The 21793-nt window shown below is 67.5% G+C and carries 18 protein-coding genes, 1 tRNA gene and 1 pseudogene; 17 read left to right on the forward strand and 3 right to left on the reverse strand.

What is annotated here, in order from left to right; all coding sequences use genetic code 11:
- Positions 1 to 5: 5 nt before the first annotated feature.
- The 8 genes and pseudogenes from ilvD (at position 6) to serA (ending at position 8535) form a co-directional block, all read left to right on the forward strand.
- Entirely contained in the window at positions 6 to 1712 is a 1707-nt protein-coding gene (ilvD, locus tag N4R40_RS03825) for a dihydroxy-acid dehydratase (protein ID WP_261606033.1), read from the forward strand.
- Between the two features lie 35 nt (positions 1713 to 1747).
- Complete coding sequence (locus N4R40_RS03830) at positions 1748 to 3550, forward strand: acetolactate synthase large subunit (protein WP_261606034.1); 1803 nt, start codon at positions 1748 to 1750, stop codon at positions 3548 to 3550.
- A gap of 1 nt (position 3551) precedes the next feature.
- Positions 3552 to 4025: pseudogene (gene ilvN, locus N4R40_RS03835) on the forward strand (acetolactate synthase small subunit); the annotation flags it as partial.
- Positions 3937 to 5121: a ketol-acid reductoisomerase gene (ilvC, locus tag N4R40_RS03840; RefSeq protein ID WP_324291874.1), complete on the forward strand. Its 1185-nt coding sequence runs from the start codon at positions 3937 to 3939 to the stop codon at positions 5119 to 5121. The pseudogene ilvN and the gene ilvC, both read left to right, overlap by 89 nt.
- 146 nt (positions 5122 to 5267) lie before the next feature.
- The gene (locus N4R40_RS03845) at positions 5268 to 5993 is read left to right on the forward strand and encodes a copper homeostasis protein CutC (RefSeq protein WP_261606037.1); all 726 of its coding nucleotides are present in this window, start codon (positions 5268 to 5270) and stop codon (positions 5991 to 5993) included.
- On the forward strand, positions 5990 to 6475 hold the full coding sequence (locus N4R40_RS03850; RefSeq protein ID WP_261606038.1) for a DNA polymerase III subunit gamma/tau: 486 nt from the start codon (positions 5990 to 5992) through the stop codon (positions 6473 to 6475). The genes N4R40_RS03845 and N4R40_RS03850 overlap by 4 nt, the downstream gene beginning before the upstream one ends.
- Complete coding sequence (locus tag N4R40_RS03855) at positions 6475 to 6819, forward strand: bacitracin resistance protein (RefSeq protein WP_261606217.1); 345 nt, start codon at positions 6475 to 6477, stop codon at positions 6817 to 6819. The genes N4R40_RS03850 and N4R40_RS03855 overlap by 1 nt, the downstream gene beginning before the upstream one ends.
- 111 nt (positions 6820 to 6930) lie before the next feature.
- Positions 6931 to 8535: a phosphoglycerate dehydrogenase gene (serA, locus tag N4R40_RS03860; protein ID WP_261606039.1), complete on the forward strand. Its 1605-nt coding sequence runs from the start codon at positions 6931 to 6933 to the stop codon at positions 8533 to 8535.
- Positions 8536 to 8655: 120 nt separating this feature from the next.
- Here serA and N4R40_RS03865 read toward each other — a convergent pair whose 3' ends face one another.
- The gene (locus N4R40_RS03865) at positions 8656 to 9198 is read right to left on the reverse strand and encodes a TetR/AcrR family transcriptional regulator (RefSeq protein ID WP_261606040.1); all 543 of its coding nucleotides are present in this window, start codon (positions 9196 to 9198) and stop codon (positions 8656 to 8658) included.
- Between the two features lie 65 nt (positions 9199 to 9263).
- Between N4R40_RS03865 and N4R40_RS03870 the strand changes: the two genes are divergently transcribed.
- The 5 genes from N4R40_RS03870 to N4R40_RS03890 are packed head-to-tail and all read left to right on the forward strand — an operon-like array spanning position 9264 to position 15036.
- On the forward strand, positions 9264 to 10811 hold the full coding sequence (locus N4R40_RS03870) for an MFS transporter (RefSeq protein WP_261606041.1): 1548 nt from the start codon (positions 9264 to 9266) through the stop codon (positions 10809 to 10811).
- Between the two features lie 33 nt (positions 10812 to 10844).
- On the forward strand, positions 10845 to 11894 hold the full coding sequence (locus N4R40_RS03875; RefSeq protein ID WP_261606042.1) for a 3-isopropylmalate dehydrogenase: 1050 nt from the start codon (positions 10845 to 10847) through the stop codon (positions 11892 to 11894).
- A gap of 43 nt (positions 11895 to 11937) precedes the next feature.
- Positions 11938 to 13047: a branched-chain amino acid aminotransferase gene (locus N4R40_RS03880; protein WP_261606043.1), complete on the forward strand. Its 1110-nt coding sequence runs from the start codon at positions 11938 to 11940 to the stop codon at positions 13045 to 13047.
- Positions 13044 to 13811, forward strand: coding sequence for a fumarylacetoacetate hydrolase family protein (locus N4R40_RS03885; RefSeq protein ID WP_261606044.1), 768 nt, complete (start codon positions 13044 to 13046; stop codon positions 13809 to 13811). Before N4R40_RS03880 ends, N4R40_RS03885 begins: the two co-directional genes overlap by 4 nt.
- A complete protein-coding gene (locus tag N4R40_RS03890) occupies positions 13804 to 15036 on the forward strand; it encodes an MFS transporter (RefSeq protein ID WP_261606045.1) in 1233 nt (410 codons plus the stop codon). Before N4R40_RS03885 ends, N4R40_RS03890 begins: the two co-directional genes overlap by 8 nt.
- Positions 15037 to 15051: 15 nt before the next feature.
- Here the strand turns inward: N4R40_RS03890 and N4R40_RS03895 are convergent, their stop codons facing one another.
- Positions 15052 to 16098: an aminotransferase class V-fold PLP-dependent enzyme gene (locus N4R40_RS03895; protein WP_261606046.1), complete on the reverse strand. Its 1047-nt coding sequence runs from the start codon at positions 16096 to 16098 to the stop codon at positions 15052 to 15054.
- Between the two features lie 81 nt (positions 16099 to 16179).
- Here N4R40_RS03895 and N4R40_RS03900 point away from each other — a divergent pair, with 81 nt between their 5' ends.
- The 3 genes from N4R40_RS03900 (at position 16180) to N4R40_RS03910 (ending at position 18808) form a co-directional block, all read left to right on the forward strand.
- On the forward strand, positions 16180 to 17139 hold the full coding sequence (locus tag N4R40_RS03900; protein ID WP_261606047.1) for a LysR family transcriptional regulator: 960 nt from the start codon (positions 16180 to 16182) through the stop codon (positions 17137 to 17139).
- Between the two features lie 10 nt (positions 17140 to 17149).
- A complete protein-coding gene (gltX, locus tag N4R40_RS03905) occupies positions 17150 to 18664 on the forward strand; it encodes a glutamate--tRNA ligase (protein ID WP_261606048.1) in 1515 nt (504 codons plus the stop codon).
- Between the two features lie 72 nt (positions 18665 to 18736).
- A tRNA-Gln gene (locus tag N4R40_RS03910) sits at positions 18737 to 18808 on the forward strand.
- Between the two features lie 46 nt (positions 18809 to 18854).
- Here the strand turns inward: N4R40_RS03910 and N4R40_RS03915 are convergent.
- On the reverse strand, positions 18855 to 20882 hold the full coding sequence (locus tag N4R40_RS03915) for a DUF262 domain-containing protein (protein ID WP_261606049.1): 2028 nt from the start codon (positions 20880 to 20882) through the stop codon (positions 18855 to 18857).
- A gap of 127 nt (positions 20883 to 21009) precedes the next feature.
- Here N4R40_RS03915 and N4R40_RS03920 point away from each other — a divergent pair, with 127 nt between their 5' ends.
- Positions 21010 to 21783, forward strand: a complete 774-nt coding sequence (locus N4R40_RS03920) for a hypothetical protein (protein ID WP_315902486.1) — start codon at positions 21010 to 21012, stop codon at positions 21781 to 21783.
- The last annotated feature ends 10 nt before the right edge of the window (positions 21784 to 21793 follow it).

Raw genomic sequence — 21793 nt, forward strand, 5'->3', positions numbered from 1 at the left:
CAAGAATGCCCGCGAGCACTGACCCCATCGACATCAAGCCGCGCAGTCGCGTGGTCACCGACGGCATCGAAGCCACGACTTCCCGCGGAATGCTCCGCGCGGTGGGGATGGGTGACGAGGACTGGGAGAAGCCCCAGATCGGCATCGCGTCCAGCTGGAACGAGATCACGCCCTGCAACCTGTCCCTGGACCGTCTCGCCCAGGGCGCCAAGGAAGGCGTGCACTCCGGCGGTGGTTACCCGCTGCAGTTCGGCACGATTTCCGTCTCCGACGGCATCTCGATGGGCCACGAGGGCATGCACTTCTCGCTCGTGAGCCGAGAAGTCATCGCGGACTCCGTCGAGACCGTCGTCATGGCCGAGCGCCTGGACGGCACGGTCCTCCTCGCCGGCTGCGACAAGTCGCTGCCCGGCATGCTGATGGCCGCGGCCCGCCTGGATCTTGCCGGCGTCTTCCTCTACGCCGGGTCGATCGCGCCCGGCTGGGTGAAGCTCTCCGACGGCACGGAGAAGGAAGTCACGATCATCGACTCCTTCGAGGCCGTCGGTGCGTGCAAAGCCGGCACCATGAGCGAAGAAGACCTCAAGCGCATCGAGTGCGCGATCGCGCCCGGCGAAGGTGCGTGCGGCGGCATGTACACCGCCAACACGATGGCCTCCGTCGCGGAAGCGCTCGGCATGAGCCTGCCCGGCTCGGCGTCGCCGCCGTCGGCCGACCGCCGTCGCGACTACTTCGCCCACCGCTCCGGTGAGGCCGTCGTGAACATGCTGCGCCAGGGGATCACGGCGCGCGACATCATGACGAAGAAGGCGTTCGAGAACGCGATCACCGTCGCGATGGCGTTGGGAGGCTCGACCAACGTCGTCCTGCACCTCCTCGCGATCGCCCGCGAAGCCGACGTCGAACTCACCCTCGATGATTTCAACCGCATCGGCGACAAGGTCCCGCACCTGGCGGACATGAAGCCCTTCGGCCGCTTCGTCATGGCTGACGTCGACCGACACGGCGGCATCCCGGTGCTCATGAAGGCTCTCTTGGATGCGGGTCTCATCCACGGTGACGCGCTCACCGTCACCGGCAAGACGGTCGCCGAGAACCTCGAGGCGCTGAACCCCGACCCGCTGGACGGCACGGTCATCCGCACCCTCGACAACCCCATCCATGCCACCGGTGGCATCACGATCCTCCAGGGATCGTTCGCCCCCGATGGTGCGGTCGTGAAGACCGCCGGTTTCGACGCCTCCGTCTTCGAGGGGCCCGCGAAGGTCTTCGAACGCGAGCGCGCTGCCATGGATGCCCTGACAAACGGCGAAATCGTCGCCGGCGATGTCATCGTCATCCGCTACGAGGGCCCCAAGGGCGGTCCCGGTATGCGCGAAATGCTCGCGATCACCGCAGCCATCAAGGGCGCAGGGCTCGGAAAAGATGTACTACTGTTGACGGACGGACGATTCTCAGGCGGCACAACCGGCCTGTGCATCGGCCACATAGCACCCGAAGCAGTGGATGCAGGTCCCATTGCCTTCGTGCGCGATGGTGATCTGATACGGGTCGATATCGCGGCTCGCTCTCTCGACCTACTCGTCGATGAGGCAGAGCTGAACTCCCGCCGCAACGGCTGGGAGCCCCTTCCCCCGCGCTATACCCGTGGCGTCCTGGCGAAATACTCGAAACTCGTGCGCTCCGCTGCGGAGGGCGCGACAACGGGTTGAGCCGTCCCCACACCCCAACATCAGAGGTCACCTTCATGTCCTTCGACACTGCGGCCGTTCCACGCCCGCCCGCCCGAAGCGGTTCTGCTCCGATCTTGACCGGAGCACAGGCCGTCGTCCGATCCCTCGAGCTGCTGGGGGTGACCGACGTCTTCGGTCTGCCCGGCGGCGCGATCCTTCCGGTCTACGACCCGCTCATGGATTCCACTGAGCTGCGCCACATCCTCGTGCGGCACGAGCAGGGTGCAGGCCATGCCGCTGAAGGCTATGCCTCGGCATCCGGCAGGACCGGCGTCGCGATCGCGACGAGCGGTCCGGGAGCGACGAACCTCGTCACGGCGATCGCCGACGCCTACATGGACTCGGTGCCGATCGTCTGCATCACCGGGCAGGTCTTCTCGACGCTCATGGGGACCGACGCGTTCCAGGAGGCCGACATCGTGGGCATCACGATGCCGATCACCAAGCACTCCTTCCTCGTGAAGGATGCCGCGGAGATCCCGGCCGCGATCGCGGCTGCGTTCGAGATCGCGTCGACCGGCCGGCCGGGCCCCGTGCTCGTGGACGTCACGAAGGACGCGCAGCAGGCCGAGGCCCCCTTCATCTGGCCGCCGAAGATCGACCTTCCGGGCTACCGGCCCGTCACGAAGGCGCACGGCAAGCAGATCCAAGCTGCCGCGCAGCTGCTGGCGACCGCCAAGAAGCCCGTTCTCTACGTGGGTGGCGGGGTCATCCGCGCCAACGCCTCGGCAGAACTGCTGCGCTTTGCGGAGTCGACGGGCGCACCGGTCGTGACGACCCTCATGGCGCGCGGCGCCTTTCCGGATTCCCACCCGCAGCAGCTCGGCATGCCGGGTATGCACGGCACCGTCCCGGCGGTGCTGGCTCTCCAGGAAGCGGATCTCCTCGTTTCGCTCGGCGCTCGCTTCGACGATCGGGTGACCGGGAAAGCCGCCCTCTTCGCTCCGAACGCGAAGGTCGTGCACGTCGACATCGACCCCGCCGAGATCTCGAAGATCCGGGCGGCCGACGTCCCGATCGTCGGCGATCTCAAAGACGTGCTCGTCGACCTCGACGCCGCGTACGCCGGTGCGAGTTCGGGTGGTGCGGCCGCCGATACGACCGAGTGGTGGTCCTACCTCGACGGACTCCGCACCGAGTTCCCGCTCGGCTACACCCAGCCGAGCGACGGGCTGATGTCCCCGCAGTACGTCATTTCGCGCATCGGCGAGCTGACCGGGCCCGAGGGCGTCTACGCCGCGGGTGTCGGTCAGCACCAGATGTGGGCGGCGCAGTTCATCAAGTACGAACGCCCGAACGCGTGGCTGAACTCCGGCGGCGCCGGCACGATGGGCTACTCGGTGCCGGCCGCGATGGGCGCCAAGGTCGCCGAACCCGACCGAACGGTCTGGGCGATCGACGGCGACGGATGCTTCCAGATGACCAATCAGGAACTTGCGACCTGCGTCATCAACAACATCCCGATCAAGGTCGCGATCATCAACAACTCCAGCCTCGGCATGGTTCGTCAGTGGCAGACGCTCTTCTACGACGGGCGCTACTCGAACACCAACCTCAACACGGGTCACGGCAGCATCCGCGTTCCCGACTTCGTCAAGCTCGCTGAGGCCTACGGATGCCTGGCGTTGCGTGTCGAGAAGGAAGAGGACGTGGATGCCGCGATCCAGACGGCGCTGGCCACGAACGACCGGCCGGTCGTGATCGACTTCGTCGTGTCTGCCGATGCCATGGTGTGGCCGATGGTGCCGCAGGGCGTCAGTAACAGCTATGTCCAGTACGCCCGCGAACACGCGCCCAGCTTCGATCAGGAGGACTGAGATGTCGACGCACGTGCTGAGCCTCCTCGTCGAGGACAAGCCGGGTCTGCTGACCCGCGTGGCGGGTCTGTTCGCCCGCCGCGGTTTCAACATCAACTCGCTCGCGGTGGGGGTGACCGAGGTGCCGGGCCTGTCGCGTATCACGGTCGTCGTCGACGTGGATCAGTTGCCCCTCGAGCAAGTCACCAAGCAGCTGAACAAGCTCGTCAACGTCATCAAGATCGTCGAGCTCGATCAGTCCGCCTCCGTCCAGCGTGAGCACATGCTCATCAAGGTGCGCGCCGACAACCAGACCCGCTCGAACGTCATCGAGGTCGTCAACCTCTTCCGCGCCTCGGTCGTCGACTACGCGACCGATGCGCTCGTGGTCGAGGTGACCGGTGACCGTGGCAAGGTCGAGGCCCTTCTGCGGGCCCTCGAGCCCTTCGGCATCAAAGAGCTCGCCCAATCCGGCATGGTCGCCATCGGCCGCGGCGGAAAATCCATCACCGAACGCGTTCTGCGCGGCTGAACTTTCACACCACGAGCAAGGAGAAACACACACCATGGCTGAGATCTTCTACGACGCCGACGCCGATCTGTCCATCGTTCAGGGCAAGAAGGTCGCGATCGTCGGATACGGCTCCCAGGGCCACGCCCACGCGCAGAACCTGCGTGACTCGGGTGTCGAGGTCGTCATCGCGCTGAAGGACGGCTCGAAGTCGGCTCCGAAGGCCGAGGAGGACGGATTCGCGGTCAAGAGCGTCGCCGACGCCGCCGAGTGGGCCGACCTGATCATGATCCTCGCGCCCGACCAGCACCAGCGGTCGATCTTCAGCGAGTCGATCAAGGACAAGCTGACGGCCGGTAAGACGCTCGCCTTCGCGCACGGATTCAACATCCGCTTCGGTTACATCGACGCGCCCGAGGGCGTCGACGTCATCCTCGTCGCGCCGAAGGCTCCGGGTCACACGGTGCGCCGCGAGTTCGTCGCCGGCCGCGGCATCCCCGACATCATCGCCGTCGAGAAGGACGCGACCGGCACAGCGTGGCAGACGGCGCTCTCGTACGCGAAGGCGATCGGTGGAACCCGCGCCGGCGTCATCAAGACGACCTTCACGGAAGAGACCGAAACCGACCTGTTCGGCGAGCAGGCTGTGCTCTGCGGTGGCGTCTCCCAGCTCGTGCAGTACGGCTTCGAGACCCTGACCGAGGCCGGCTACCAGCCGCAGATCGCCTACTTCGAGGTGCTCCACGAGCTGAAGCTCATCGTCGACCTCATGTGGGAGGGCGGCATCGCCAAGCAGCGCTGGTCGGTCTCCGACACCGCCGAGTACGGCGACTACGTCTCGGGTCCGCGCGTCATCGACGAGCGCGTCAAGGAGAACATGCAGGCGGTTCTCGGGGACATCCAGTCCGGCGCCTTCGCCGAGCGTTTCATCGGCGATCAGGACAACGGCGCCGTCGAGTTCCTCGAACTGCGCGAGAAGGCGGCTGCACACCCGATCGAGGCCGTCGGCCGCGACCTGCGCGCGCTGTTCGCCTGGAAGCAGCAGGACGAGGGTTACACGGAGGGCAGCGCCGCGCGCTGACGCACAAGCTCTCGGCATACACGCCGAGCAGGTCGCTCATCGAGTGCCGCCGCAAGCGGTGTATCGAGATGATCGCCACACCGGGCCCGGTCCCTTACAAGGGGGCCGGGCCTTCGGCGTTTCCGCCGGGTTGCTACCGTGAGGTCGTGACCGTCGCTGTCGAAATCGCCGTCCAAGACCCCCGAGGTGCCCGCGCGGCGATGGAAGCCGGGGCGACACGGTTGGAACTGTGTCAGGCACTCGGTGTCGGAGGCCTGACTCCGTCCCTCGGCCTCATCGAGCGGGTCGTCGCCGTTGTCGAGCCGGCGCTCGTCCACGTGCTCGTGCGTCCCCGCGGCGGCGGTTTCGTCTATGACACCGATGAGATTGCGCTCGTCGCCGATGACATCCGCGCGTGTGTCGCACGCGGCGTGGGCGGCGTTGTCGTGGGTGCTCTGACGCGCGAGCACGCCGTTGACGCGGCAGCGCTCGCGATCTGGCGGGATGCCGCCGGGGACGCCGCGCTCGTCTTCCACCGCGCGATCGACGCGTCTGCCGATCCGCAGGCAGCTCTGGACGTCCTGCGCGTGGCGGGCGTCGACCGCATCCTCACCTCGGGCGGCGCGGCTCACTCCGTTGACGGGATCCCGGTGTTGGAAGACCTCGTTCGCCGGAGCGGGCCTGTCGAGATCATGGCGGGCGGGGGAGTGCGTGTCGGCGACATCGCCTTGCTCGTGGCTGCTGGCGTCGACGCCGTCCACCTCTCCGCGCGGGTGATCGTGGGAACCGATGTCCCCTCGGGACCGGGCGGCGGGGCGTCCGGCCACGACGCGACCGACGCCGCCATCGTCGCCGACGCCGTGCGTGCCGCGACGGCTACGCTGAAGGAGTGAGTACCGGACGCGACGACGATCCCCTCAGCTGGGGTGGCGACGACGACCCGACCTTGGAGGTGGGGACGCCCGTTGCCGCCCCGACGCTGCCGGCCGGGTTCACCGCCGTCGGACGGGGCAGCGACGATGTCGCGCGCATCGCGCAGGCCGGCACGGCGACCCCTGTCGCCGGACCCGTGCCGCTCAGCAACGCGATGCTGGTGACGATCGGGGTGATCGGCGGCATCTACGCGCTGTACGTCGTCGGCTGGTTCATCGGCGGAGTGCGACTGCAGGGCACGGCGAATTTTCTGGTGAGCCCCGTCGGCTACGGCGCGGCACTCTGGTTGGCGGTGGCCGCACCGATCCTCTGGTTCGTCACGGCGTTCGTCCTGACCCGCACGTCGAAGTCGTGGGTCCGTATCGGCTGGCTGGTCGCCGGACTCGCGCTTCTCCTGCCGTGGCCGTTCATCCTCGTCGGCGCTGTCGGGGCGGTGGCGTGATGGGCGTCCAGGATGCCGTACGCACTCGGCGCCAGCCCACGTGGGTCACCGTGGCGATCTCCGGTGTCTTCGGCCTGTTCTACGCCTATGCGGTCTGGAATGCGATCGACTTCCTGGCGGCACAGGCTTCCGGTCCGCTCGGTCTCAACGCGTACGGCTGGTTCGTTCTCCTGCTCGCCGCGCTGTTCCCCCTGATCGCCTTCGGTGTCGCCTTCGCTCTCGGATGGCGTCGCTCCTGGTGGGAGCTTGCGCTCGTGCTGTTCGCGGGGCTCGGCCTGGTCGCCGTGTTCTGGCTCAACGTCGTCGCCTACAGCGCTGCCTACGGCGCGTCGCTTTTGGGTTGAGCGTCACACGGTCAGTCGGCCCAGACAGACCCCGATAAGCTGGGGACACGCTGTGGCCCCCGATGGTGCGGCCTGCGGCATCCCCATTCGCATTTCAAAGGTCTGCCTGCCGTGTCGAAGCCCGTCGTCCTCATTGCCGAAGAACTCTCACCCGCCACGATCGATGCGCTGGGGCCGGACTTCGATGTCCGCCACGTCGACGGCGCCGACCGGGCCGCGCTCCTGCCCGCGCTGGCCGACGCGCACGCGGTGCTGATCCGGTCCGCGACCAAGATGGATGCCGAGGCCATCGCCGCGGCCCCCGCGCTCAAGGTCATCGCCCGCGCCGGTGTGGGCCTGGACAACGTCGACATCAAGTCGGCCACGACGGCGGGCGTCATGGTCGTCAACGCACCGACGTCGAACATCATCTCGGCCGCCGAGCTCACGGTCGGTCACATCCTGAGCCTTGCTCGCCACATTCCCGCAGCGCACGCGTCGCTGGCCGCGGGCGCATGGAAGCGGAGCTCGTTCACCGGCACCGAACTGTTCGAGAAGACGGTCGGCATCATCGGCCTCGGCCGCATCGGCGGCCTCATCGCCGCGCGCCTGCAGGGTTTCGGCGTCTCCGTTGTGGCCTACGACCCCTACGTGACTCCGGCGCGCGCGCAGCAGCTCGGCGTCACGCTGCTGAGCCTCGACGAACTCCTCGCGCAGAGCGACTTCGTCACGATCCACATGCCGAAGACGCCCGAGACGACCGGCATGATCTCGACGGAGCAGTTCGCGCTCATGAAGCCCACCGCGTTCGTCGTCAACGTCGCCCGTGGCGGACTGATCGATGAAGAAGCGCTGTACACGGCGCTCACGACGGGCGAGATCGCGGGCGCGGGCCTGGACGTCTTCACGAGCGAACCGCCGAAGGAGGACGGCACGGCCTTCCCCCTGCTCGCCCTGCCGAACGTGATCGTCACGCCGCACCTCGGTGCCTCGACCGACGAGGCGCAGGAGAAGGCCGGAGTGTCCGTCGCGCGCTCGGTCAAGTTGGCGCTCGAGGGTGACCTGGTCCCCGACGCGGTCAACGTCGCCGGGGGCGTCATCGACCCGTTCGTCCGCCCCGGCATCGCGCTGGTCGAGCAGCTCGGCCAGGTCTTCGCCGGACTCGCCCCCGCCGCTCTCACGAATCTCGACATCGAGGTGCGCGGCGAGCTCGCGAACTACGACGTGAGCGTCTATCGACTCGCGGCGCTCAAGGGCATCTTCACGAACATCGTCAGTGAGAACGTCTCGTACGTCAACGCGCCGGTGTTCGCCGAGCAGCGGGGCATCGAGACGCGTCTCATCGTCGAAGCCGAAAGCCCGCTGTACCGCAACATCACGATCCTGCGCGGCACGCTCGCCGACGGTACGGTGCTCACGGTCGCCGGCACTCTTGCGGGTACCCGTATGGTGCCCAAGATCGTGGAGATCAACGGCTACGAGATCGAGGTGCCGATCGAGGCGCACCACATCGTCATGCGCTACGCCGATCGCCCCGGCATCGTCGCGATTTACGGGCAGAAGCTCGGCGAAGCCGGCATCAACATCGCCGGCCTCTTCGTGGCGCATCCGGACGCCAGCGGCCGCGCCCTCTCGGTGTTGACGGTCGACTCGCCGGTGCCGGACGGCATCCTCGACCAGATGCGCGAGTCTGTCGGCGCCGACCTGTTCCGTCAGATCGAGATCACCGAAGCCTGAGCGTCCCCGCCATCCGCCGAGCCGACACGCTCCGCGCGAACCGACAGGTTGCGTGCGCGCGCAGCATGTCGGCACGCGCGAAAACTGTCGGCTCGCGGGCGGGGGGATCGACGGGGTGAGTCAGCGGACGGCGGATTCCACCAGGGTCACCAGCGCGTCCAGCGCGGGGCCGCGGGGGACGGGGCCCGTTGCGCCGGCGACCGTCAGGGCGTTGTTGAAGTAGAGCCCGTCGCTCACGAGTAGGACCAGCGCGAGGGCGGTTTCATCGCGGACGTGAGGGCGCAGAGCCTCCTCCCAGCGGGAGCGCACCTGGCGGAGTCCCTCCGTCGCGCCTGCGTGACCGCCCTGAGCAAGCCGGGATGCCGCGATCAACGCGCGATCGAGGGGATCGCCGTCCATCACCGATGTGCGCAGGAAAAAGGCGACCGGTCCGTCCGGTGCCGTCGCCATGGCCGCGACGTCGGCGTCGACGAGCGCGCTGAGGCGATCGAGCAGGGCTTGCTCCAGCGCGTCCTTCGACGCGAAGTGGTACAGCAGGCCGCCCTTGGAGACGCCCGCGGCGCGAGCCGCGGCATCCATGGTCGCTGCCCGCTCACCGTCGTCGATCAGCAGGCTCTCGAATGCATCGAGGACGCTCGCGCGGGCACGCGGCGGTCGGCTCATGGTCCCATCCTCTCGCGGGGGAGCAGCGATATCTGTTACTATACCGGCTGGACGGTATACAAACTATGACTTTGACAGAAGAAATCTCGATCGCCGACGCGCAGGGCTCCCGCGTGGGCTGGCGCGGTTGGGCGGCACTGATCGTGCTCATGCTCCCCGTGCTGCTCGTGTCGGTGGACAACACGGTGCTGAGCTTCGCACTGCCCGACATTGCGCTCGATCTCACCCCCACGAGTGCGCAGCAACTCTGGATCATCGACGCGTACCCGCTCGTGCTCGCCGGTCTCCTCGTGACGATGGGCACGCTCGGCGACCGCTTCGGGCGGCGCCGGATGCTGCTGATCGGCGCGACGGGATTCGCCACCGTGTCGGTGCTCGCCGCCTTCGCGCCGTCGGCGGAGTGGCTGATCGCGGCGCGCGCCGGGATGGGCGTCTTCGGCGCGATGCTCATGCCGTCCACGTTGTCGCTGCTGCGATCGATCTTCACCGACCGCGACCAGCGCCGCCTCGCGATCGCGGTCTGGGCCGCGATGTTCTCGGCCGGTGCGGCGCTCGGCCCGATCGTCGGGGGAATCCTGCTCGAACACTTCGCGTGGGGATCGGTCTTCTTGATGTCGGTGCCGGTCCTCGTCCCGTTGCTGATCCTCGCCCCGCTCCTCGTTCCCGAAAGCCGAGACCCGCACCCCGGTGCGATCGACCCCGTGAGCATCGTGCTGTCGATGGCCACGATGGTCCCCGTCGTCTACGCGATCAAGGAAGTCGCCGTCCACGGTTTCGGCTGGCTCCCGATCGTCCTGACGGTCGCGGGTATCGCGTTCGGGACGATCTTCGTGCGTCGCCAATTGGCCTCGAACAGGCCGATGCTCGACATGCGCCTGTTCGCGCGCGGGACCTTCAGCGGGGCACTCCTGGTGAACCTCCTGAGCGTGATCGCCCTCGTCGGCTTCCTCTATTTCGTCGCACAGCACCTGCAGCTGATCGTCGGCCTTTCGCCGATGAATGCCGGTTTCGCGCTCGTGCCGGGAATGCTCGCGATGATCGTCTCCGGCCTGTTGGTCGTTCCGATCTCGCGTCGTGTCTCGGCGCGAATCGTGGTGCCGGTCGCCCTGTCGTTCTCGGTCGCGGCGTATCTGCTCGTTCCGGGGGCCGTCGGCGACGGTGCGCTTCCGCTTCTCGTGGCCGCATTCACCCTGCTTGGTCTCGGGATCGGCGCCGCCGAAACCGTCTCCAACGACTTGATTCTCGCGAGCGCGCCGCCGGCGAAGGCGGGCGCGGCCAGCGCCGTCTCCGAGACGGCCTATGAACTCGGTGCGGTGCTCGGTACGGCCGTGCTCGGCGGCATCCTTACCGCGGCCTACCGCTCGGGCATCGTGATGCCGTCCGGCGTCTCGGGTGACGCCGCCGCTGCCGCACGCGAAACTCTTGCCGGGGCGATGTCCGTTGCCGACGGACTGGAACCCGCCGCCGCCGAGGCGCTCCGCACCGCGGCGGCGCACGCGTTCGACGCGGGCGTGGGGATCACGGCGGTCATCGGTGCGATCCTCGTCGCGATCGCCGCCGTGATTGCGGCCACTACGCTGGGAGGGTCGCGCACCGTCGCTGTGGAGCACTGACAGCGCGGCAACCCCCGAGGTACGAGGAGAGTAATGTCGCGCGTCAAGTTGGCCGTCATCCCCGGTGACGGCATCGGTCCCGAGGTGATCGCAGAGGCCGAGAAGGTCCTGGATGCCGTGACACGCGGTTCCGACGTCACTTTCGACAAGACGCGCTTCTCGCTCGGCGCGGGGCGGTTTCTCGAGACCGGTGACACGCTGACCGATGACGACCTCGCGGCGATCGCGGCGCACGACGTCATCCTCCTCGGTGCCGTCGGGGGAGTACCAGGCGATCCGCGGTTGACCAATGCGAACATCGAGCGGGGGATGCTGCTGAAGCTCCGGTTCGCGCTCGATCACTACGTCAACCTCCGTCCGTCCAAGCTCTATCCCGGGGCTCCCGGGCCGCTCGTCGATCCCGGCGAGATCGACTTCCTGGTCGTGCGCGAAGGCACCGAAGGCCCGTACGTCGGAAACGGCGGCTCGATCCGCACCGGCACGCCTCACGAGGTCGCCAACGAGACGTCTGTCAACACGGCATTCGGCATCGAGCGGGTCGTGCGCTACGCATTCGCTCAAGCGGTTCGTCGTCGCGGCAAGGTCACCCTCGTGCACAAGACGAACGTGCTCGTCCACGCTGGTGGCATGTGGAAGCGGATCGTGGATGCCGTGGCCGCAGAGCATCCGGACGTCGCCGTAGACTATGTCCACATCGACGCGGCCACCATCTACCTGGTCACGAACCCGGCTCGTTTCGATGTCATCGTCACCGACAACCTCTTCGGAGACATCCTCACGGACCTGGCCGGCGCCGTCACCGGTGGCATCGGTCTCGCCGCATCGGGAAACATCAATCCCGACGGCGCATTCCCCTCGATGTTCGAGCCGGTGCACGGCTCGGCTCCGGACATCGCGGGCCAGCAGATCGCCGACCCCACGGCGGCGATCCTGTCCATCGCCCTCATGCTCGATCACCTCGGGCTCACGGCCGAAGCCGCGCGCGTCACCCACGCCGCGGAACAGGACATCGCCGAGCGAGACGGCTCAGCCCGCACGACCGCGCAGGTCGGCGACGCGATCTCGGCCCGCCTTCGGGCGTAGCCTGGACGCCAGCACGACCCGCCACGACTTCTCAGGAATCCTCATGAGCCTTACGTACGACCCCGACGCAGACCTCACGCCGCTGGAGTTCTCTGTCACGAAGAACCTCGCCGCGAAGACCCCCGCCGAGCGTGACGAGATCCTCGCCTCACCGGCATTCGGGACGAAGTTCACCGATCACATGATCGACATCTGCTGGTCGGTACGTGGGGGGTGGCATCGCCCCCGCGTGCAGCCCTACGGTCCGCTGTCGCTCGATCCCGCGGCGGCCGTTCTCCACTACGGTCAGGAGATCTTCGAGGGCATCAAGGCCTACCGCCATGCGGACGGGTCCATCCACACGTTCCGTCCGCGTCAGAACGCGCTGCGTCTGCAGCGTTCGGCGCGGCGGCTCGCACTGCCCGAACTCCCCGTCGAGTACTTCATCGAGTCGCTGAAGGCGCTCATCGCGGTGGACGGCTCCTGGGTGCCGTCGGGTGAGGATCAGAGCCTGTACTTCCGGCCGTTCATGTTCGCGAAGGAGGCATTCCTGGGTGTGCGTCCCGCGAACAAGGTCGGCTACTACGTCATCGCGAGTCCGGTCGGCGCGTACTTCACGGGCGGCGCGAAGCCCGTCTCGATCTGGCTGAGCGAGGACTACGCGCGCGCCGGCAAGGGCGGTACGGGCGCAGCCAAGACGGGCGGCAACTACGCGTCGAGCCTGCTTCCGCAGGCGGAAGCTTATGAGCAGGGGTGCGACCAGGTCGTCTTCCTCGACCCCGACCGCAACGTGGAAGAGCTCGGCGGCATGAACATCGTGTTCGTCTACAAGGACGGGTCGATCGTGACCCCGCAGTCCGATTCGATTCTGGAGGGCATCACCCGCGACTCGATCCTGCAGCTCGCCGCCGACCGCGGTCACAAGGTCAGCGGACGCGCCGTCTCGATCGACGAGTGGCGGCAGGGCGTGGCCTCCGGCGACATCGTCGAGGTGTTCGCGTGCGGCACGGCCGCCGTCGTGGCACCGATCGGTGTGCTCAAGGGCCGTGATTTCTTCGACGAGCAGCCCCTCGGCCCGCTGGCGCTCTCGCTCCGCGAAGAGTTGACCGACATTCAGTACGGTCGTCGCGAAGACCGCCATAACTGGCTCGTGCGTCTGGATGCCGACGCATGAAGATCGTGCGGTTCAGTCACGCCGACACCATCCGGTTCGGAATCGTCGACGACAAGGATCTCGTCGTTCTGGCGGGAGATCCGCTCTTCGCCGGGTTCGAGACGACGGGGGAGCGTGTTCCCCTCGGGGACGCGGCCCTGCTCGCTCCGGTGATCCCGCGATCGAAAGTCGTCTGTGTCGGGAAGAACTACCGCGACCACGCGGCGGAAATGGGTGGCGAAGCGCCGGCGGCTCCGTTGCTGTTCCTGAAGCCGAACACCTCTGTCATCGGACCCGGCGACGCGATCGTCCGGCCCGCGCAATCGGAGCGCACGGATTTCGAGGGCGAGCTCGCGGTCGTCATCGGCCGCGTGGCCAAGAACGTCCCCGCCGATCGTGCGCTGGAGTATGTCTTCGGCTACACGATCGGCAATGACGTGACCGCCCGTGATCTGCAGAAAGCCGATGGCCAGTGGGCGCGCGCGAAGGGGTTCGACACGTTCTGCCCGCTCGGCCCTGCGATCGAGACGGAATTCGATCTCGACGGCGGCGCGCGTATCGTCACGCGCGTCGACGGCGAGGTCCGGCAGGACGGGCCGATTTCGGACATGGTGCACTCGGTGTCGGACATCATCGCTTACGCGTCCGCCGCGTTCACGCTGCTCCCGGGTGATGTGATCCTTACGGGAACTCCGGCGGGCATCGGGCCGTTCGAAGCGGGTCAGAGCGTCGAAGTGGAGATCACCGGGCTGGGCGTACTGCGCAATCCTGCCCGCAATGCCTGACGCCACGCTCACCTCGGGTGATGTCGAGAGCATCCAGCGCCGTACCGTCCGCGTCCTGGCCGCCGGACAGGTCCTCGGGGGCATCGCCTTCGGCGCGACGGTCTCGCTCGGCGCGCTTCTGGCGGCGGACATCTCCGGCCAGGAGGCGCTGTCGGGGTTGGCCACGGCATCCGTCACGCTCGGCGCCGCCGTGTGCGCCATCCCGCTCGCCCGGCTTGCGGGGCGCCGCGGGCGTCGCCTGGCGCTGACACTCGGGAATCTCTTCGCGCTCATCGGCATCGCGGTGGTGATCACCGCGGCGGCAGTTCGAGAATTCCCGCTCCTGCTGATCGGGGTTGTTCTGGTCGGCGCCGGAAACGCGGGAAACCTCCAGTCGCGCTTCGCGGCGACGGACCTCGCCCCCTCGGAGCGCCGCGGACGCGCGCTCGGTACCGTCGTGTGGGCGACGACCGTCGGGGGTGTGCTCGGACCGCTGATGTTGACGCCGGGCGAAGCCCTCGGCGCCGTCATCGGGATGCCGCCGCTCACCGGTGCGTATGCGTTCTCGATCGTCGCGCAGTTCGCCGCGCTCATCCTCTACCTCGTCGCCCTCCGCCCCGATCCCTTGCTCATCGCGCAGCAGTTGGCGCGGGGCGCCGACGCGCGCCGCGAGCACATCGTCGAGTCCGACAGACCCGTCACGGCACGTTACGCGATCTTCGCGGTGTCGGGCTCGCACGTCGTGATGGCGTCCGTGATGGCGATGACGCCGATCCATCTCGCTCATCTGGCGCCCGATCACGTGACGCTGATCGTCGGCACCACGATCGCTCTGCACGTGTTCGGCATGTACGGGCTGTCGCCGGTGTTCGGGGTGCTCGCCGACCGGTGGGGCCGGACGTCGACGATCGTGCTGGGGCAGGGTCTGCTGGCCGCATCCCTGCTCACCGCGGCGCTGGCGCCGACCTCGCAGTGGGCGGTGTTGGTGGCCCTGTTCCTCCTCGGCGTCGGGTGGAGTGCCGCGACCGTCGCGGGGGCCGCGCTCCTGACCGAAAGCACGCTGACGGTCATGCGCCCGCGCCGGCAGGGCCTGAGCGACACGATCATGACCTCCAGCGCGGCGGTCGGCGCCGTGTGTGCCGGGATCATCCTCAGCCAGATCGGATACGGCGGGCTCGCCCTGGTGGCGCTCGTCGTCGTCGTGGCGGTCACGGTGCTCTCGCCCTATGCGCGCTCCGGTCGCTGAGGCCGGGTGAGCTGTTCAGCAGTCGAGCGCGACCGCGGCCCGCTCGACATCGGCGGCGTCGTTGAACACATGGAACGCCACGCGGGCGCTACCGTTGCGGCCCGAGGCGGTGATCCCGGCCGCCGTCAGGCGTGCGAGATCTGCGCCGGTGGCATCCGGCCAGGTCACGATGGCGCTGGTGCGCTCGGGTAGTGCGAGGCGAGCGCGGAATGTCGCTGCCAGCCCGGTCACGTGCGTGTGGATGGCGTGCATGTCTGCCTCGGCGAAGGCGCGGAGCGCGGGCTCGGCGCCGACGAATGCCTGCCAGGCCGGAGAGACGTCGAAACGCCGGGCGCAGCCGGCCAGCGCCGCAGCGCCGCCGTAGCAGGATGCCCACGGATCATCGCCCGCATACCAGCCGGCGTGCACCGGGCGGAGCGTCCGTGCGAAGTCCTCGGACAGCGTGAGCAATGCCACGCCGCGCGGGGCGCACAGCCATTTGTAGGCGTGGCAGACCAGAGCGTCGAAACGCTCCGCGTTCACCTGCATCCAGCCGACGGCCTGCGTCGCGTCGCACAGTGTTCGCGCACCCACGCGGGCTGCCGCCGCGCAGATCGCGTCGGCGTCGGCGACCGCACCGGAGGCGGACTGCACGAGCGAGAACGCGACGAGCCTCGTCTCGGCCGTCATCTCGACAGCGAGGTCGGCGAGCGGCACGGCGCGTACGCGGATGTCGCGTCCCGCGTGCACGAAGGGAAGAACCAGCGACGAGAATTCGTGTTCGGGCACGAGCACCTCGGCACCGTCGGGCAGCGATGCCGCGATGACCGACACCTGGACGGAGGTCTGCGACCCGATGGCGACGCGGTCGGCCGCTACTCCCACGAGAGACGCGAAATGTGCGCGCGTCGCCTCGACGGCGCGACAGTATTCGTCGACGTCGGGGCGGCGAGAGTATTCCGCGGCCATCGCGACACGGGTGCCGATCATCGGCAATCCAGCAGTGCACGCCGCGAGGTATCCGCCGGGGGAGCGGAACTGCGCTCGGAGGTGGGCGAGCGGGTCGCCGGCGTCGAGGATCATGTCTTCCAGTGTCCGGACCCCTGATGCATAGGTCTACGGCAGGTATTGCATGAAAGACATGACATCTGGTTATGTGGAGTCGTGTCCGAGTTCGATGTTCAGATCCTGCGGGTCGTCCGTGCCATCGCCGACACCGGCTCGCTCACCGGCGCGGCGGAGACGCTCGGCTACAGCCAGCCCGCACTGAGTCAGCAGATGAGGCGGCTCGAACAGCGACTCGGAGTGCCGGTCGTCGAGCGCGTCGGACGCACATTGCGGCTGACCGAAGCGGGACGGATCCTCGCGAAGCACGCCCCGGCGGTCACGACAGCCCTCGACGCGGCGGCCGGGGAGCTCGCCGAACTGCGGGGTCTCCGATCTGCGACCGTCCGGATCGTCGGCTTCCCCTCTGCCTCGCCGACAGTGATTCCACGACTGATCGCGCGGCTGGGCGTCACCGCGCCGGGGATCACGCTCACCTACGTCGAGGCCGAACCGCCCGAAGCAGTGGAGGCCGTGCGAGAGGATCGCAGTGACATCGCGCTCACCTTCAGCTATCCCGGTGACCGCGACGACCCGCACGGCGCCAGCGCACACGGTCTCTCGGTGGCCGAAGTGGGAAGCGATGACCTCCTGCTCATCCTGCCGGCCGATCATGCGCGCGCGGGTGAGGAGCGGCCGAGCCTCTCGTCGTTCGCCGAAGAGAACTGGATCGCCGGATGCCCCCGCTGTCGTGGGCATCTCCTCGAGGTCTGCGAGCGAGCAGGGTTCACGCCGCGCATCGGATTCGAGACCGACAACATCGCTGCGGTGGAGAGCCTCGTCGCACACGGCACCGGAGTCGCGACGCTGCCGAGGTTGGCCGTGGCATCCTTCCCGGTCCTGCCCGGCATCGTCACGCGACCGCTGTCCGATGCGCACACCCGCACGCTGCATGTCATCACAGCGCACGGCGCCGAACGAGTTCCGGCTGTCGCGGCCGTGCTGGCGGCAATGCGAGACGTCGTCGACGCCGTGACGGGGCCGGGGCAGTCCGTGGGTGAGCGCGTGCCCGCGAACTAGACTGATCGGGATGCCTTCTTCGATCGATCCTCGAACCACCACCGCCAGCGGAACCGATGTCCGTGTGCGGTTCTGCCCGTCTCCGACCGGTCTGCCGCACGTCGGCATGATCCGCACGGCGCTCTACAACTGGGCCTACGCCCGGCACACCGGCGGCAAGCTCATCTTCCGCGTCGAGGACACCGATGCGGCGCGCGATAGTGAGGAAAGCTATCACCAGCTCGTCGACGCGCTCACGTGGCTCAAGATCGACTGGGACGAGGGCGTCGAAAAGGGCGGTCCGCACGGCCCGTACCGTCAGTCGCAGCGCGGTGAGATCTACGCCGACGTGTTGCAGAAACTCATCGCATCCGGCGCGGTGTACGAGTCCTATTCCACCGCAGAAGAGATCGATGCGCGCAATGCTGCCGCGGGCCGGGCCAAGCAGCTCGGCTACGACAACCACGACCGCGGCCTGACCGACGATCAGAAGGCGGCCTTCCGCGCCGAGGGCCGCGAACCCGCGTGGCGTCTGCGCGTGCCGGAGCACGATCTGACCTACGTCGACCTGATCCGCGGAGAGGTGACGTTCCCGGCGGGCTCGTTCCCCGACTTCGTCGTCGTGCGCGCCGGTGGTCAGTCGCTGTACACGTTCACGAACCCGGTCGATGACGCCCTCATGGGTATCACCCACGTCATCCGCGGTGAGGACCTCATGCCCTCGACGGCTCGGCAGCTGGCGTTGTACGCCGCGCTCAACGACGCCGGTGTGACGGATTTCGTCCCCCGCTTCGGTCACATGCCGCTTGTGCTGGGGGAGACCGGCAACAAGAAGCTCTCCAAGCGTGACCCGCAGGCCGACCTCTTCCTGCAGCGGGACAAGGGCTTCATCCACGAGGGGCTTCTGAACTACCTGGCACTTCTCGGGTGGTCGATCGCCGCCGACCGCGACATCTTCTCGCTCGACGAGTTCACGGCCGCGTTCGACATCGCCGATGTCAACCCGAACCCCGCCCGCTTCGATCAGAAGAAGGCGGAGTCCATCAACGGAGACCACATTCGGATGCTGGAGCCCGCGGACTTCGCGAGCCGTCTGGTGCCGTACCTCGCGGCGGAAGGTCTCGTATCTGAGCCGCCGACGGCGACGCAGCAGCAGATCCTCGATGCGGCGGCGCCGCTCGTGCAGGAGCGCATGCAGCTCCTGGGTGAAGCGCCGGGCTTGCTCGGCTTCCTGTTCCGCGAGGAGGTCGTCTACGACGACGACGCGCTGAAGGGGCTCCCCGCCAACGCCGGTGAGGTCCTGGTCGCCTCGGTCGGCGCGCTCGAACTCGTTCCGGCGCAGGGTTTCACGGCCGCAGCGGTGCAGGACGCTCTCGCAGCGGCACTGATCGACGGCCTCGCGCTCAAGCCGCGTGTCGCGTACGGCCCACTGCGGGTGGCGGTCAGCGGCCGACGCATTTCGCCGCCGCTGTTCGAGTCGATGGAGCTTCTCGGCAAGGACGAATCCATCCGGCGCCTGGCGGCGTTGGTCGATCGGGTCGGCTGACGCGCCGCGGGTTTGGCTGAGACCCGTCCGTGGGCTAAGCTTGATCTTCGGTACGGCTTCGGCCGGACCCCTTGGGGTATGGTGTAATTGGCAACACGGAGGTTTCTGGTACCTTTGTTCTTGGTTCGAGTCCAGGTACCCCAGCAAGTAAAAAACCCCCGCTCAGGCGGGGGTTTTTGCATGCTCCGAATCACTTCATCGCGTCGCCGATATACGAGTACTTGAGGAAAACCTCGCTCGCCCAGCCGGCCTCTTCGAGGACACCCTGGACGGCGGTGAGCATGTACTTCGAATCCCATCCCATGTACAGGAACTGGCCGTCGGAGAGGTCGTCCCACTGCCCGTTCCAGGCCATCGCCGGGTAGACAGGTCCGCCGCGGCGGTCACTGAAATCGATGACACTCTGGCGTGAATCCGCCCAGAGGCGCTGGAAGATCCGGTTGAACAAGTACCGGACGTCGGGGACCTCCCAGTGCTCGCCGCGGTACTCCACATAGTCGAACTCCCGCTGCCAGCCGTGGGGCCAGCCGCGGCGCTTGCGGGCATCCAAAATGGGGGTGAGGTTGTCGTCGTCGATACTGACGACCGCCGGTCGCCGCCACACGGTCATGAAGCGTTCGGTGAGCAGGGCCGTGCGGTTCGCGATGGATGCCGTTCCCCACACCGAGTTCTCCGCCACCTCGCGCGTCACCTCGAGCGCGCTGGCGGCGTACACATTGCGCTTCGCGGGGAACGATGCGTCGAACGCACGATCGGCGAGTTCCGGCTCGAGCAGGGTGAGGTTTCCGAGCGTGTGCGCGAGCGCGCGATGACTGTTCTGTTCGTCGTCGGTGTAATCCGCCCAGCGGCGTTCGCCGTCGCCCGTCCAGTCATCGCCCGGGGAGAGGGGGACGATGTGTTCGAGATCGAACGGCGCGAGGGGATCGGCGTCCGCGAGGCGCCCGATCACATAGCGCGCGTGGGGGAGTTCGGAATACTTCAGACCCACGCGCGTGCGCTCATCCGACGGCGTGATGCGGGCGATCGCGCGGGTGAGTTCTTCGGGACCGAGCTCGGCGGCACGGCACAGCCGAGCGATGAGGCGATCGGTCGGGATGCCGACGACGGTCCGCCGCAACAAGAGCGACTGCAGGCGTTCGAATGCGTCGATCAGCTCGGCACGGCCGAGAAGACCGTGGAGGTGATCGTGGCACAGCCGCATCGCGAGGGGGGCCGTCTCGGGCCCGAACGTGCCGAGGAAGGCGAACTGGCGGGCGAGCACGGCATCCGGGGCCTCGGCCGGCTCTCGCAGCATCCGGTAGATCCCCGCATACTCGCGCCACTGGGCTGCGCGCTGCCGGAGCGTCTCGACGTCGAGCCGCGGGAATTCGTGGCGGAATGCGTCGTACACACCCCGTTCGCCCGCGGCGGTGACTTCGCGGCCCGTCAGCATGATCAGGTAATGCCGCCAGAATGCGCCGATCTGGTCCCCGGTGCCCCGTTCGATCGGCAGCCAGTACTCGTTCTCGATCTCACTCTGTTCGGCGTGCGAGAGACCCATCAGCACGTAATTGTGGATCAGTTCGTGATCCCGGAGCGGTTCACCGGTGGAGTTGAGGCTCTCGAAGATCTGCTGCGCGTTGGCGTGCGCGCCGAGGGTGATCGCGACGTGCTCGAGGCGCTGGAGCCCTCGCCAGATGTCGACGGCTTCCCCCGGTCGGATCTGGCTCCGGAAGAACGCGTAGTTGTCGTCGAAGCGTGACTCGCGACGGGCATCACCGGGGGAGCGGCGGCCGAGGACGACGCTTTCGAACACTTCGGCCCACGCGCGGTGGGGACGCAGTTTCGTACGGTCGGGGTCATCGGCCCGCACGAGCACCCGCGCGAGTTCACGGGCGAGTTCCGGATCGTCGTCCCGCAGCGTGTGGTGCAAGGCGGCGATCAGCAGCATGAGGGTCGTGATGCGCTGCTGTCCGTCGATGAGCACGAGCTGTGCATCATCTGCGTCGCGGGTGGACGCCGTGGAGAGTATCGAGCCGATGAAGTGGGTGTGCGTGTCGGTGGAGTCGACGACGGCCCGCACGTCGCCCAGGAGCTGCTCGCACGCGCCGATGTCCCACCGATATTGGCGCTGATAGACCGGGACCACGATCGTGGTGTCGGATGCCGAGAGCCATCCGATCGTGTTGACCGCGGTCGCATCGACGTGCGAAGCGGCGACATTCGTGACGGTGCTCATGTTCTCCGAATCGCATCTCACAGGCTTCGGACGAGTCTAATCGCGTTCACAATCGGCCTCGGTAGGCTGACCTTAGTTGGACCTGTAAAAACGCGCTGGTCCTCTACGAAAGGGCATGACTCTCATCATGGGATACATCAAGTCTGCGGCACTGGAAGAGACGGGTTACGTCGTCCTCGACCGCTACAACAAAGAGATCGACCCGAAAGAATGGCTCGATGTCGAGTACAACGACTGGAAGAGCTCCGGCGACACGCGGTTCGCGCCGCTCGCATCGGCCAAGGGCGAGATCGAATGCAACGGCTTCTGGAACCACAAGCCGCCGCGCACCGACAAGGACGGTGTGTGGATCGACTCGCAGACCGAGAAGGCCCCCACGCTCACCGCACGTGCGAAGGAGCCCGGCGCGAACGTCGGACGCTGCCGCATCATCGAACTGCAGCCGAATACATATGCGGACTGCCTGTACAACCTGCATCAGGACGACAACAACCGGCTGAACCCGGATGGCACCGGCTGGGTCGTCCGCGGATTCTTCAACCTCACGGATGACAAGACGAGCTACTTCGTGCTCCGCGAGAACCGCACGGACCCGAGTGAAGAGACGCGTATCGCTCTCCCCGCCGGTGCTCAGCTGATCGTCGACACGCAACGCCTCTGGCACGCGGCGGCGCACTACGGTGACGAACCGCGTTACTGCCTCATCACCTCGTGGACCAGCGGTCCCGAGCTCGACGCGTACATCGCGAAGTACAACGGCGTCAACAAGGTCGATAGCTACCCCGTCGACCAGGAGACGCTGGATGCCGGACAGGCCGAGCAGGCGCGCCGTATCGCGGCTCGCGCCGCGGCCCTCGCCGCCCGGGGTCAGGTCGAGGTCAACGTCATGAGCGAGGCATAAGCCTTCTCTG

Origin of the sequence: Microbacterium memoriense (assembly GCF_025398275.1) — a bacterium.
In the GTDB taxonomy this organism is placed as follows: Bacteria; Actinomycetota; Actinomycetes; order Actinomycetales; family Microbacteriaceae; genus Microbacterium; species Microbacterium memoriense.